Annotated in this window: 16 protein-coding genes; 13 read left to right on the top strand and 3 right to left on the bottom strand. The window is 64.6% G+C overall.

The window, feature by feature from the left end; genetic code table 11:
* Nucleotide 1: 1 nt before the first annotated feature.
* From ALIDE2_RS09990 to ALIDE2_RS10050, 13 genes are all read left to right on the top strand, one after another.
* Entirely contained in the window at nt 2-484 is a 483-nt protein-coding gene (locus ALIDE2_RS09990) for a hypothetical protein (RefSeq protein WP_009238680.1), read from the top strand.
* Complete coding sequence (locus ALIDE2_RS09995) at nt 481-1,329, top strand: ATP-binding protein (RefSeq protein ID WP_009238681.1); 849 nt, start codon at nt 481-483, stop codon at nt 1,327-1,329. Before ALIDE2_RS09990 ends, ALIDE2_RS09995 begins: the two co-directional genes overlap by 4 nt.
* A 5-nt stretch (nt 1,330-1,334) precedes the next feature.
* The gene (locus ALIDE2_RS10000) at nt 1,335-1,958 is read left to right on the top strand and encodes a hypothetical protein (RefSeq protein WP_009238682.1); all 624 of its coding nucleotides are present in this window, start codon (nt 1,335-1,337) and stop codon (nt 1,956-1,958) included.
* Between the two features lie 11 nt (nt 1,959-1,969).
* Complete coding sequence (locus ALIDE2_RS10005) at nt 1,970-2,824, top strand: P63C domain-containing protein (RefSeq protein WP_009238683.1); 855 nt, start codon at nt 1,970-1,972, stop codon at nt 2,822-2,824.
* A complete protein-coding gene (locus ALIDE2_RS10010; RefSeq protein ID WP_009238684.1) occupies nt 2,821-3,321 on the top strand; it encodes a DUF6511 domain-containing protein in 501 nt (166 codons plus the stop codon). The genes ALIDE2_RS10005 and ALIDE2_RS10010 overlap by 4 nt, the downstream gene beginning before the upstream one ends.
* Nucleotides 3,318-4,052: a hypothetical protein gene (locus ALIDE2_RS10015; RefSeq protein ID WP_009277338.1), complete on the top strand. Its 735-nt coding sequence runs from the start codon at nt 3,318-3,320 to the stop codon at nt 4,050-4,052. Before ALIDE2_RS10010 ends, ALIDE2_RS10015 begins: the two co-directional genes overlap by 4 nt.
* The gene (locus tag ALIDE2_RS10020; protein ID WP_009238686.1) at nt 4,049-4,294 is read left to right on the top strand and encodes a hypothetical protein; all 246 of its coding nucleotides are present in this window, start codon (nt 4,049-4,051) and stop codon (nt 4,292-4,294) included. The genes ALIDE2_RS10015 and ALIDE2_RS10020 overlap by 4 nt, the downstream gene beginning before the upstream one ends.
* On the top strand, nt 4,291-6,591 hold the full coding sequence (locus ALIDE2_RS10025; RefSeq protein ID WP_009238687.1) for a phage/plasmid primase, P4 family: 2,301 nt from the start codon (nt 4,291-4,293) through the stop codon (nt 6,589-6,591). Before ALIDE2_RS10020 ends, ALIDE2_RS10025 begins: the two co-directional genes overlap by 4 nt.
* Nucleotides 6,592-6,732: 141 nt before the next feature.
* A complete protein-coding gene (locus tag ALIDE2_RS10030) occupies nt 6,733-7,209 on the top strand; it encodes a crossover junction endodeoxyribonuclease RuvC (protein ID WP_009238688.1) in 477 nt (158 codons plus the stop codon).
* A 1-nt stretch (nt 7,210) separates the two neighbouring features.
* Nucleotides 7,211-7,414, top strand: a complete 204-nt coding sequence (locus tag ALIDE2_RS10035) for a hypothetical protein (RefSeq protein ID WP_009238689.1) — start codon at nt 7,211-7,213, stop codon at nt 7,412-7,414.
* Nucleotides 7,407-7,823, top strand: a complete 417-nt coding sequence (locus tag ALIDE2_RS10040) for a DUF6362 family protein (RefSeq protein ID WP_009238690.1) — start codon at nt 7,407-7,409, stop codon at nt 7,821-7,823. The genes ALIDE2_RS10035 and ALIDE2_RS10040 overlap by 8 nt, the downstream gene beginning before the upstream one ends.
* A 345-nt stretch (nt 7,824-8,168) precedes the next feature.
* Nucleotides 8,169-9,584: a site-specific DNA-methyltransferase gene (locus ALIDE2_RS10045; protein WP_009238691.1), complete on the top strand. Its 1,416-nt coding sequence runs from the start codon at nt 8,169-8,171 to the stop codon at nt 9,582-9,584.
* The gene (locus tag ALIDE2_RS10050) at nt 9,581-10,843 is read left to right on the top strand and encodes a site-specific DNA-methyltransferase (RefSeq protein WP_009238692.1); all 1,263 of its coding nucleotides are present in this window, start codon (nt 9,581-9,583) and stop codon (nt 10,841-10,843) included. Before ALIDE2_RS10045 ends, ALIDE2_RS10050 begins: the two co-directional genes overlap by 4 nt.
* On the opposite strand, the gene ALIDE2_RS10055 is transcribed toward ALIDE2_RS10050, so the two are convergent.
* From ALIDE2_RS10055 to ALIDE2_RS10065, 3 genes are all read right to left on the bottom strand, one after another.
* Nucleotides 10,807-11,175: a hypothetical protein gene (locus ALIDE2_RS10055; protein ID WP_009238693.1), complete on the bottom strand. Its 369-nt coding sequence runs from the start codon at nt 11,173-11,175 to the stop codon at nt 10,807-10,809. The genes ALIDE2_RS10050 and ALIDE2_RS10055 overlap by 37 nt on opposite strands.
* A gap of 97 nt (nt 11,176-11,272) precedes the next feature.
* Nucleotides 11,273-11,794 carry a DUF3489 domain-containing protein gene (locus ALIDE2_RS10060; protein ID WP_004629273.1) on the bottom strand — a complete coding sequence of 174 codons (522 nt, stop codon included), beginning with the start codon at nt 11,792-11,794 and terminating at the stop codon, nt 11,273-11,275.
* A gap of 95 nt (nt 11,795-11,889) precedes the next feature.
* On the bottom strand, nt 11,890-12,096 hold the full coding sequence (locus ALIDE2_RS10065) for a DUF6900 domain-containing protein (RefSeq protein WP_004629275.1): 207 nt from the start codon (nt 12,094-12,096) through the stop codon (nt 11,890-11,892).
* Nucleotides 12,097-12,194: the final 98 nt, after the last annotated feature.

Consider the following 12,194-nt stretch of genomic DNA (forward strand, 5'->3'; position numbering starts at 1 on the left):
CATGAGCGATCTGACCATCTTTCCCGCCGACCTCGCTGCCATGAGCACCGCCCAGTTGGTGGCGCTGCCGATCACCGATTTCGTCGCTGCCGAGCGCAATGTAGACGAGGCCACTGCTTACCTCAAGCAGCTGCGTGCCAAGCTGGATGCCGCCAAGCTCCAGCGCTACGGCGAGCAGGCCCGTAGCGCGCTGCGGGATTCCGGCCGCGACTTCGGAACCGCCCACGTCAGCGACGGTGCGCTGCACGTGAAGTACGAGCTCCCCAAAAAGGTGACCTGGAGCCAGACCATCCTCAAGGAGATGGCCGAGCGTATTGCCGCCTCAGGCGACAAGGTCGAGGACTACATCGACATCAAGTTGTCGGTGTCCGAGTCCCGCTACACCAACTGGCCCACGGCGCTGCAGGAGCAATTTGCGGCTGCGCGCACTGTCGAGGAAGGCAAGCCGAGCATCACCCTGACGCTCGATGGGGGTGCCGCATGAAGAAGCTCCCCATCGTGTCCGCAATCGAGCGGATGGCCGAGCGCAAGGGCGTGAAGCTGCTGATGCTGGGCAAGTCCGGCATCGGCAAAACCACGCGGCTCAAGGACCTCGACCCGGCCACCACGCTGTTCCTCGACATCGAGGCCGGTGACTTGGCGGTGGCCGACTGGCCGGGCGACACCATCCGTCCGGCTTCGTGGCCGGAGAGCCGCGACTTCTTCGTGTTCCTCGCGGGCCCGGACAAGTCGCTGCCGCCTGAGAGCGCCTTCTCGCAGGCTCATTACGACCACGTCATCGAAAAGTTTGGTGATCCGACACAGCTCGAGCGCTACCAGACCTTCTTCCTCGACTCGATCACGCAGCTGTCCCGCCAGTGCTTCGCGTGGTGCAAGACGCAGCCGGGTGCCGTCAGCGACCGCTCGGGTAAGCCTGACCTGCGCGCGGCCTATGGCCTGCTCGGCCAGGAAATGATCAGCGCATTGACCCACTTGCAGCACGCACGCGGCAAGAACGTGGTGTTCGTGGCGATCCTCGACGAGCGGCTCGATGACTACAACCGCAAGGTGTTCGTCCCGCAGATCGAAGGCAGCAAAACCAGCCTGGAGCTGCCCGGCATCGTCGACGAGGTTGTGACGCTGGCCGAGATCAAGGCCGAGGACGGCAGCACCTACCGCGCCTTCGTCACCCACACCGTCAATCCCTACGGCTTTCCGGCCAAAGACCGCAGCGGTCGCCTCGACCTGCTGGAGCCGCCGCATCTCGGCGCGCTGATCGCCAAGTGCGCAGGCGCTTCCGCCGTGCCTGCCAGCGCCGCCACCTCCGCACACATCGAATCTCAGGAGTAATCGCAATGACCGCATGGAATGACTTCAACGACGCCGACGCCCAGCAATCCGGCTTTGATCTGATCCCCAAGGGCACCGTTGTCCCGGTGCGCATGACCCTCAAGCCCGGTGGCTATGACGACCCGTCGCAGGGCTGGGCCGGCGGCTACGCCACCGAATCTTTCGAGACCGGCTCGATCTACCTTGCCGCCGAATTCGTGGTCACCGCTGGTGACCACGCCAAACGCAAGATGTGGTCGAACATTGGCCTGCACTCCAAGAAGGGGCCGACCTGGGGCCAGATGGGGCGCAGCTTCATTCGCGCGGCGCTCAACAGCGCCCGCAACGTTCATCCGCAGGACAACAGCCCACAGGCTTCTTCTGCGCGCCGCATCCAGGGCTTCCATGAACTGGATGGCCTGGAGTTCCTCGCCCGCGTCGACATCGAGAAGGACGGCAAGGGCCAGGACCGCAACGTGGTCAAAGTGGCGGTCGAACCCGATCACCCCGACTACGCCAAGTTGATGGGTGTGCCGACCAAGGCTTCGGGCGGCGGATCTTCCGGGGCTCCGGCGCAGGCAGCACCCGCGTACCAAGCACCGGCTCCGCAACGCGCACCCGTGACGGGCAAACCGGCGTGGGCGCAGTGAGGGAGGTGGCCATGAACGCATCCATCCTCACTGCCAGCCACTACGGCGTCGTGCATTTCGGCGATCTCGACTGCGAGGCGGTCGTGCTCACCACCGGCGAGCGCGGCTACGTCCGCAAGGAACTGGCCAAGCTCCTCGGTTTTCACGAATCGCACAAGGGTGGCCGTTTCGCCCGTTTTCTGGCCGACATTGCACCTAACTCATTGTCTCTATTGGAAAAATCATCCGGGCCGATTTTGCTGCCATCGGGACGCCAGACCCAGTTCTTCCCTGCAGGCATCATCGCGGACGTGGCCACCTCCGTGGTGGACGCAGCCATTGCAGGCACGCTGCACCGCGCACGCCAGGGCATCGTCGGTAACTGCCTGACGATCATGCGCGCTCTTGCCACCACTGGCGAGGTCGCGCTGATCGACGAGGCCACTGGCTACCAGCACCACCGCGCACCGGATGCGCTGCAGGAGCTGATCTCCAAGTTGCTGCGCCAGTCCTGCGCATCGTGGGAGCGCCGCTTCCATCCGGACTACTACCGCGCCATCTATCGGTTGTTCGGCTGGAAGTACCAGGGCCACGACCAGAACCCTCCGCACGTCGTCGGCCAGATCACGCTGCGCTGGGTCTACGGGCCGGTGCTGCCAGAAGACTTGCTGGGCGAGATCCGCAATCGCAAGGGCATCTCGCAGAAGCACCACCAGTGGCTGTCCGATCAGGGACTTGCGCATCTGGAATCGCAGATTCACGCCGTCACGGCGATTGCGCGCAGCTCGATGAGCTACCCCGACTTCAAGCGCCGCTGCGAAGCCGCTTTCGCTGGTGCTGCCCTGCAGTTGGGCCTGCTGCTCGATGAACTCGAGGAGGGGGCGTGAAATGCTGGGCCTGCAAACGACAGGCCCGGGGCTACGGCCACACCGACAACCGCCACGGTGTGGGCGATCCCCGGCGCTATCCCATCGACTGGGTGTTCTGCTCGCGTCGCTGCCAGGACGCATTTCACGCGCTGTACGGCAACTGGCAGCGGGCCAAGGAAGGTCGCATCGACAAGACGGAGGTCGCCATGATTGATCCGTCTGATGTCGAACTGGCCGCAATGCGTCATTGCCTCAAGGCCTTCGGCGAGGCAGCGGGCGAGATCGGCTTCACCAAGCCGCTGGGCGATTACTCCGAAGCCGAGGCCCTGCGGGTGATCGACGCCATCGTCACTTGCTGGTCGGACGCAATGGTCGCGCACCACGAGTCCAGCAAGTTTCCGCCCGTTCGGGGCTTGCCGCCCACGCCCGATCCGCTGGCACCCAATGCCGCCAATCCGTTCGCGGATCTGGAGGACGACCTGCCTTGGGAAGAACCGAAGGGGAAGAAGCCATGATGGACTTCAATTCCTCATCGAGCATCGCGGGCCAGGTCTCCGCCCTGGTCGACGCCGGTTTGCAGCAGGCCCGCGCCCGCCAGTCTGAGCGCCAGTACCTCGGGGCCTCGCGCCTTGGGGTGGCCTGCGAGCGTGCGCTGCAGTTTGAGTACGCCAAGGCTCCCATCGACCACGGGCGGGACACCCCGGGCCGGATGCTGCGCATCTTCGAGCGTGGCCATGTCATGGAGGACTGCATGGTCGCGTGGCTGCGGGACGCGGGTTTTGACTTGCGCACCCGAAAGGCCGACGGCGAGCAGTTCGGCTTTTCGGTGGCCGATGGTCGCCTGCAGGGACACGTCGACGGCGTCGTCGTTGGAGGCCCCGAGGGCTTCGCCTATCCCGCGCTATGGGAGTGCAAGTGCCTGGGCAACAAGTCCTGGAGCGACCTGGAGAAAAAGGGCTTGGCCATCTCCAAGCCCATCTACGCCGCGCAAGTGGCGATTTACCAAGCCTATCTCGAACTGCACGAGCACCCGGCGATCTTCACGGCGCTCAACGCCGACACGATGGGGATCTACACCGAGCTCGTGCCCTTTGACGCGGCGCTGGCCCAACGCATGTCGGATCGGGCAGTGAAGGTCATCACGGCGACCGAGGCTGGCGAGCTTCTGCCACGCGCCTTCGTTGACCCGACCCACTTCGAATGCCGGATGTGTGCGTGGCAAGACCGCTGCTGGAGGACAACATGAGCAACGACACGCAATTCATCGGTGGGGTCGAACCGATGATCGACGCCAAGCAGGCCGCTGCCGCACTGCGACTGCCGTACTACTGGTTCGCTGATCCGCAGATGCGCAGCAAATACAAGATTCCCCACTACCTGATGGGCGGTCTGGTGCGCTATCGACCATCAGAACTGTCCGCGTGGGCCGCGCGCAGCACCGCCGCGCAGGGGCGCAACGGAGACGCCGATGTTGAGGAGGCCGAATGACGCTCGACTTCAACGACATCGCGCCACTGCCCGACCCCACCCGCCGCAGCCTCGGCGATGCCGAACGCGAAGAACTGCGTGCCGAACTGCTCGCGCGTCTTGAATCCGTTCTGATCACCTTGTTCCCGGCGGGCAAGAAGCGCCGTGGCAAGTTCCTGATCGGCGACGTGCTGGGTAGTCCAGGCGACAGCCTCGAGGTGGTGCTCGATGGCGAGAAGGCTGGACTGTGGACAGATCGCGCCACCGGCGACGGTGGCGACATCTATGCACTGATTGCGGCGCACCTCGGCATCGACGTGCCGGGCGACTTCCCGCGCGTGCTCGACGCCGCCGCCGATCTGATCGGACGCTCGCGTTCCGCACCAGTACGCAAGGCCAACAAGAAGGACGTGCCGGTCGACGAACTCGGCCCCGCCACCGCGAAGTGGGACTATCTCGACGCCCAAGGCCATCTCATCGCCGTCGTCTACCGCTACGACCCGCCCGGACAGAAGAAGCAGTTCCGGCCCTGGGATGCGAAGCGGCGCAAGATGGCACCGCCCGACCCGCGTCCGCTCTACAACCAGTCAGGAATGACCAGTACCGCGCAGGTGGTGCTGGTCGAAGGCGAGAAGTGCGCGCAGGCCCTGATCGACGCGGGCATCGTGGCCACCACGGCGATGCACGGCGCGAACGCTCCGGTTGAAAAGACCGACTGGTCGCCGCTGTCTGGAAAGGCCGTGCTGATCTGGCCCGACCGCGACAAGCCGGGCTGGGAGTACGCCACGCAGGCGGCACAGGCCATCTTGTCGGCGGGGGCCAAATCCTGCCACGTCCTCTATCCGCCCGAAGAGGCTGCAGAGGGCTGGGACGTGGCCGATGCCATCGCCGAGGGCTTTGATGTCGCCACCTTCCTCACCCACGGGCCGCGCCTTCAGATGCACGACGTGGCCGATGACGTTGATCCAGTCGTCAGCAGCGACGAGTCCGTCTGGGGTACGGAGGACGCGCTGGCGCTGTCCTTCACGCGCCGCTACCACCGCGACTGGCGCTACGTGGCTGGCTGGGGCAAGTGGCTGGTGTGGGACGGGCAACGCTGGCGCACCGAGGACACGCTGGCGGCCACGGACTTGATCCGCAGCGTCTGCCGCCAGACGGCTGTGCGCGCCGACAACCCCAAGGTCGCCGCCAAATTGGCCAGCGCAGGAACGGTCGGCGGTGTGGAGCGCCTGGCGCGCGCTGATCGCAGGCACGCGGCCACCACCGACGAATGGGATGCAGATCCGTGGCTTCTCAACACGCCGGGCGGTGTGGTCGATCTCAAGACAGGCCGGATGCGCACGCACGAGCGCGCCGACCGGATGACCAAGATCACCACAGCCACGCCCAGTGGCGACTGCCCGACCTGGAGGCAGTTCATCGATGAGGTCACGGGTGGCGACCAGGAACTTCAGTCCTACCTGCAACGGATGGTCGGTTACGCGCTGACCGGGTCGACGCAAGAGCACGCGCTGTTTTTCCTGTACGGCACAGGCGCGAACGGCAAGTCGGTGTTCGTCAACACGCTGGCCACCATCCTGCGTGATTACGCGACCAACGCGCCGATGGACACGTTCATGGAAACGCGCACCGACCGGCACCCGACCGATATGGCGGGACTGCGCGGCGCGCGCTTCGTGGCGGCCATCGAAACTGAACAGGGCAAACGCTGGGCCGAGTCCAAGCTCAAGAACCTCACCGGTGGCGACAAGATCTCGGCGCGCTTCATGCGCCAGGACTTCTTCGAGTTCTTCCCGCAGTTCAAGTTGTTCGTGGCGGGCAACCACAAGCCCGCCATTCGCAATATCGACGAGGCGATGAAACGCAGGCTGCACCTGATCCCTTTCACGATCACCGTGCCGCCCGAGCGCCGCGACAAGAACCTGCAACAGAAGCTCTTGGCCGAACGTGACGGCATCCTCGCGTGGGCCGTGCAGGGCTGTCTCGACTGGCAGCGCCACGGACGACTCTCTCCACCGCAGCGCGTGGTGGACGCCACCGAGGAATATTTCGAAGCCGAGGACGCCTTGGGTCGCTGGCTCGATGAGCGCTGCGTGCGCGAGCCCAACGCCAAGTCATTGACCGCCGAGTTGTTCAACGACTGGAAGCAGTGGGCTGAAGCCTCTGGCGAGTTTGTCGGCGCACAACGCCGCTTTTCCGATCTGCTCATCACGCGTGGGTTGGACAAATGGCGCAACGGGATGGGCGTGCGCGGGTTTCAGGGTATTGGCCTCAAGCATCCGCCGACCCCTGCCTACACCCCCTACGCGGACAACTGACCCCTATGAAAACCAAGCAGTCTGACGCAGCTGACGCAGTTTGTCGTAACCCCTACGCGTGCGCGTGTGCGCGCGCCTCATGGAGAGTTTCGTCACGAAGTGTCAGCTGCGTCAGATCTGCACCGGATAAGGACTGACACCATGATCACAACCATCCTCGCCCTTGATCTGGGCACTACCACCGGTTGGGCGCTGCGCGGCAGCGACGGCCACATCACCAGCGGTTCCGAGAGATTCCGGCCGCAGCGCTTCGAAGGCGGCGGAATGCGCTTCCTGCGCTTCAAACGCTGGCTCAGCGAGATCAAGCAATCCTGCGACGGCATCGACTGTTTGCACTTCGAAGAGGTGCGTCGCCACGTCTCGACCGACGCTGCGCACGCCTACGGCGGTTTCCTTGCCACGCTCACGGCGTGGTGTGAGCACCACCAGATCCCGTACCAAGGCGTGCCTGTCGGCACGATCAAGAAGCACGCCACGGGCAAAGGCAACGCTGGGAAGGAAGATGTCATCGCCTCCGTCACCGCGCGCGGGCACGCGCCGGTCGACGACAACGAGGCCGATGCCCTGGCGCTGCTGCACTGGGCCATCCAGCATCACGACGATGGCCAGGAGGTGTGAAATGAAAGTTCCCACACCCCAGTACCGCTGCCCCCTCGGGCGACTGCAACCCCAGGCCACCGATCTGGACGCCATCAAGGAACGTGGCTGGCGGGATCAGCACATCCTGGTGGTCAACGCATCCGATGAACGTCTGGACTTTATCGAGCGAGAGATCGTGCGCCGCATTGGCGAACGCTTGTACGGAGGGGCTCGTCATGGCTGAGTGGACGATTGAGGATGTGGCGGCCCGCTTCGAGGAGGCCGCCAGCACCGGACGACGCCTGCCCCCTGTGCGTGTGCAGGGCTACTTCAACACATGGCCCGTCATCGTGCGCAAGGAGTGGGAGACGTTCGCAGCCGATGAGCACGTCTACCGACCATTCCCACCCACCCCCGATGCCATCGACCGAATGCTGGAGACGATGCGCTGGGTGCAATGGCTGGAGATCGAGCAGCGCCATCTGGTGTGGATGCGCGCTAAGCGCTATGGCTGGCGAGACATCACGATCCGCTTTGCCTGCGACCGCACGACGGCGTGGCGTCGCTGGCAGCGGGCGCTGGAGATCGTGGCCGAGAAGCTCAACAGCGAAGACATCCGTGCGCCTTCCAAAATCGTAGGCCAAGCAGGGTAATGCTTGCCGCGTTTGTCCTTCGTTTCCTGCGTTTGTCCCTTTTGACGCTCGCCGAGGCCGCAACAAATCACCCCGGTCGGGGGTAGTATTTCAGCTATCTTCTGGACAGCGGTGACAGTTCGGCGAGCGGCCCGAGGCAACAGGGGTCCTTCCTTCCCGAATTGCCATGCGGGGGGCGCGAGCGCGACGCTTTTTTAGCGTCAGGTCGCGGACAAGGTTACCAGTCGGCCAGGTTACCGGCTCCGGTTACCACCCCCAGGCGCAGTTACCGCCCCACCAGAATCTTCATTCAACCAACCCGCCCGGCTGCAACGCTCGGCGGGTTTTGCTTTTGGGATTCCCACTTTGAACACGCTCAACGTCGAGTACCGCAAGGTCGAGGCGCTGATTCCCTACGCCCGCAATCCGCGCACGCACGCCGAAAGCCAGATCGCCAAGATCGCGGCCAGCATCGTCGAGTACGGCTGGACGAATCCGATCCTGGTCGACGGCGACAACGGCATCATCGCCGGGCACGGGCGTTTGGCCGCTGCGCGCAAGCTCGGCCTGGATCAGGTGCCGGTGATCGAACTGGCCCACCTGACTGTCGCGCAAAAGCGGGCACTGGTGATTGCCGACAACCGACTGGCACTGGATGCAGGCTGGGACGAAGAGATGCTGGCCTTGGAGCTGGCCGAGTTGTCCGACGCGGGATACGACCTCGCTCTGACCGGCTTCGAGGAAGCCGAGATCGAGGCACTGCTCACCGGCGCGGTGGCCGTCGCGGATGATGAATCAGAGTCTGAAGCCGACGAGTCTGACGCGGCCGACGACGTGCCGGAAGTACCCGTCATGGCGGTATCCCGCCCCGGCGATGTCTGGGCGATTGGCCCGCACCGCCTGATCTGTGGTGACGCCACCGACCGGGACGTGGTCGCAGCGCTGATGCAAGGCGATGCCGCGCGGCTGTGCTTCACATCGCCGCCCTACGGCAACCAGCGCGACTACACCTCTGGCGGCATCGCCGACTGGGACGGCCTGATGCGCGGCGTGTTCGCGCACCTGCCGATGGCAGGCGACGGTCAGGTGCTGGTCAACCTGGGCCTCATCCACCGCGATAACGAAGTGATCCCGTACTGGGACGCTTGGCTGGGTTGGATGCGCCAGCAGGGCTGGCGGCGCTTTGCGTGGTACGTCTGGGATCAGGGGCCGGGGATGCCCGGCGACTGGGCAGGCCGCTTCGCGCCGAGCTTCGAGTTCGTCTTTCACTTCAACCGGGAGAGCCGTAAGCCGAACAAGATCGTCCCCTGCAAGCACGCAGGCCAGGAATCCCACCTGCGCGCCGACGGGTCGTCCACCGCGATGCGCGGCAAGGATGGCGAGGTGGGCGGCTGGACGCACAAGGGGCTGCCGACGCAAGACACCCGTATCCCCGACTCGGTGATCCGCGTGATGCGCCACAAGGGCAAGATCGGCCAGGACATTGACCACCCGGCCGTGTTCCCGGTGGCGCTGCCGGAATTCGTGATCGAGGCTTACACGGACGCGGGCGACATCGTGTTTGAGCCCTTCGGCGGCAGCGGCACGACGATGCTGGCCGCCGAGCGCACCGGTCGGATCTGCTGCAGCGTGGAGATCGCCCCGCAGTACGTGGACGTGGCCATCAAGCGGTTCCAGCAGAACCACCCCGGCATACCGGTCACCTTGATCGCCACCGGTCAGTCCTTCGAGCAGGTCGCCGTTGAGCGCGCCACCACCCCGGATGCCGAGGTGGTGGCATGAACTGGCTGGCCGACAAGATCGAACAGTGGCCGACCGCCAAGTTGCTGCCCTACGCCCGCAACGCGCGCACCCATTCCGAGGAGCAGGTGGCGCAGATCGCCGCCAGCATCGCGGAGTTCGGATTCACCAATCCGATCCTGGCGGGCAGCGACGGCATCATCGTCGCTGGCCACGGTCGTCTCGCTGCCGCCCAGAAGCTGGGTCTGGAACGGGTACCGGTGGTCGTGCTCGATCACCTGACGCCGACCCAGCGCCGGGCCCTGGTCATTGCCGACAACCGCATCGCAGAGAACGCAGGCTGGGACGATGCGATGCTAAGGATCGAACTGGAAGCATTACAACTCGAAGGCTTCGATCTAGACATCACCGGCTTCGACGCCGACGCGCTGGCTGAACTGATCGCGGGCGACGAGCCGGACAACGAGGGTCAGACGGACGAGGATGCGGTGCCCGAGGTCAGCGAGACACCCATCTCGCGTCCGGGCGATATCTGGATCATGGGCCAGCACCGGCTGCTGTGCGGCGACTCGACCGTGGCCGAGAGCTACGACCACCTGATGCAAGGCGCGGTGGCGGACATGGTCTTCACCGACCCGCCGTACAACGTGAACTACGCCAACAGCGCCAAGGACAAGATGCGCGGTAAGGATCGCGCGATCCTGAACGACAACCTGGGGGATGCCTTCTACGACTTCCTGCTGGCAGCGCTGACGCCCACGGTGGCGCATTGCCGGGGCGGCATTTACGTGGCGATGTCCTCCAGCGAGCTGGATGTGCTGCAGGCTGCCTTCCGTGCCGCCGGTGGCAAATGGTCTACCTTCATCATCTGGGCGAAGAACACCTTCACCCTGGGGCGCGCCGACTACCAGCGCCAGTACGAGCCGATCCTCTACGGATGGCCCGAGGGGGCGACACGCCACTGGTGTGGTGACCGCGACCAGGGGGATGTCTGGAACATCAAGAAGCCGCAGAAGAACGACTTGCACCCGACGATGAAGCCGGTGGAGTTGGTCGAGCGCGCGATCCGCAATTCGAGCCGCCCTGGCAACGTGGTGCTCGATCCCTTCGGTGGCTCTGGCACGACGCTGATCGCAGCGGAAAAGTCAGGGCGCGTTGCGCGGCTGATCGAACTCGATCCGAAGTACGTGGATGTGATCGTGCGTCGGTGGGAAGAGTTCACCGGGAAGCAGGCCACCCGCGAGGCGGATGGCGCGTTGCTTGATCAGGCGGCGAGCGACTCGTCGACGATCTCGCAGTGAATCACGAAGCCCGTCAGGTAAGGCAGGCCGCGCGGGATGCCGTATTGCTTGCTGGTCTGGCGGCCAATCGTCCAGCCCATCCAGCGTTGGGTGGCTGCGTTGATCGCGTCCGCCAGGGCCTTGCCCTCGTAACGCCCGTTCTGGACGTCGTCGGCAAAGTGGCGTCCGTGGCGGCTGTCGAGGAAGGCCCGAACCGATTCGAGCGGCTGGCTGGTGGCGTCCGAGATGGCGGTCATCGCCTGGGGCCATGCGGCGCTGGCGTGTTCGTTCATCGTGCCCCAAAAGCCCCAGGCTTCGTTCTGGGTGGCGGGGATCTGCGTGGTGGTGTTCATCTCTGGCTCCTTCGGGATGATCGTTGCGACACCCGTAGTAACGCGCTGTTCGATTGAGAAGCCAAGCGCCGCTTGGCCTCTTTCTCGATCTTTCTGATCAGGCGATGCGGTACACCCGCTCGCCGCCCTGCGGTTTGTCCGACACGATGGTCAGGCCCAGCTTCTTCTTGAAAGTCCCGGCGAAGGTGCCGCGCACCGTGTGCGCCTGCCAGCCGGTGGCGGTGCAGATCTGGCCGATGGTTGCGCCTTCGGGGCGTTGCAGCATCCGGATCACTTCGGCTTGCTTGCTGTTGTCGCGGGTGCGCGGCTTGGCCTGCGCCGGTGCTGGCGTCCACGTCGCTTCGGCGGTGGCCACAGCGTGCTCCAGTTCGGCATCGACTTCCGGTATCGGCGGGGTGACGTCCGGGCGTTTCATGCCCAGTGCGTCGTAGCCCTCGGCGGCGACGAACCAGTCGGTGCCGTCGTTGGTGATCAGGGCACGGTTGAACATCCCGTCGAGGACCTTCTTGCGCGCGCCGCCTTTGATGTTGTCGGGGAACCAGTCGATCTTGCCGCTGCTGGTGTTGATGGCCTTGGCCAGGATGGCGTGCTGGGCCGGGGTCAGGTTGGTGGTGGTCATGGGCTGCTCCTTCGGGGGTGGTGGATGACGATGTGATGAACGCGCTGTCCGGGACTGAAGCCAAGCGCTTTCTGCTTGGCTTGGCGGCTTTCCCGTCAGTCCTTGGCGATTTCCCCTTCCGTGGCCTTCGGGCTCGATGCGCCAAATTCGACGCCCGCCTTGAAGGCCGCTTCCAACGCGTCCTTGAGGCACCACACCGCCGTGTCGTGGAAGTCGAGGCTGTCGGCGTTGCGGGTTTGCAGGGTTTCGATGCCGAGATGCTTCTGGGCGATGAGTGTGAGGATGGTGTCGATCTGGCTCATGGCGTTTTCCTTTCGGGGTTGGTTGGCGTGACGTGATGAACGCGCTGTTCTCGATGGAAGCCAAGCTCAATCTGCGGACATTACGAACAAATGATTGA

The sequence above is a fragment of the Alicycliphilus denitrificans K601 genome (assembly GCF_000204645.1).
GTDB lineage: Bacteria > Pseudomonadota > Gammaproteobacteria > Burkholderiales > Burkholderiaceae_C > Alicycliphilus > Alicycliphilus denitrificans.

Coding starts and splice junctions, on each gene's coding strand:
- ALIDE2_RS10025 (WP_009238687.1), top strand. CDS start 4,291: ATGACGCTCGACTTCAACGACATCGCGCCACTGCCCGACCCCACCCGC.
- ALIDE2_RS10035 (WP_009238689.1), top strand. CDS start 7,211: ATGAAAGTTCCCACACCCCAGTACCGCTGCCCCCTCGGGCGACTGCAA.
- ALIDE2_RS10055 (WP_009238693.1), bottom strand. CDS start 11,175: ATGAACACCACCACGCAGATCCCCGCCACCCAGAACGAAGCCTGGGGC.
- ALIDE2_RS10005 (WP_009238683.1), top strand. CDS start 1,970: ATGAACGCATCCATCCTCACTGCCAGCCACTACGGCGTCGTGCATTTC.
- ALIDE2_RS10050 (WP_009238692.1), top strand. CDS start 9,581: ATGAACTGGCTGGCCGACAAGATCGAACAGTGGCCGACCGCCAAGTTG.
- ALIDE2_RS10030 (WP_009238688.1), top strand. CDS start 6,733: ATGATCACAACCATCCTCGCCCTTGATCTGGGCACTACCACCGGTTGG.
- ALIDE2_RS10065 (WP_004629275.1), bottom strand. CDS start 12,096: ATGAGCCAGATCGACACCATCCTCACACTCATCGCCCAGAAGCATCTC.
- ALIDE2_RS10020 (WP_009238686.1), top strand. CDS start 4,049: ATGAGCAACGACACGCAATTCATCGGTGGGGTCGAACCGATGATCGAC.
- ALIDE2_RS10000 (WP_009238682.1), top strand. CDS start 1,335: ATGACCGCATGGAATGACTTCAACGACGCCGACGCCCAGCAATCCGGC.
- ALIDE2_RS09995 (WP_009238681.1), top strand. CDS start 481: ATGAAGAAGCTCCCCATCGTGTCCGCAATCGAGCGGATGGCCGAGCGC.
- ALIDE2_RS10040 (WP_009238690.1), top strand. CDS start 7,407: ATGGCTGAGTGGACGATTGAGGATGTGGCGGCCCGCTTCGAGGAGGCC.
- ALIDE2_RS10060 (WP_004629273.1), bottom strand. CDS start 11,794: ATGACCACCACCAACCTGACCCCGGCCCAGCACGCCATCCTGGCCAAG.
- ALIDE2_RS10015 (WP_009277338.1), top strand. CDS start 3,318: ATGATGGACTTCAATTCCTCATCGAGCATCGCGGGCCAGGTCTCCGCC.
- ALIDE2_RS09990 (WP_009238680.1), top strand. CDS start 2: ATGAGCGATCTGACCATCTTTCCCGCCGACCTCGCTGCCATGAGCACC.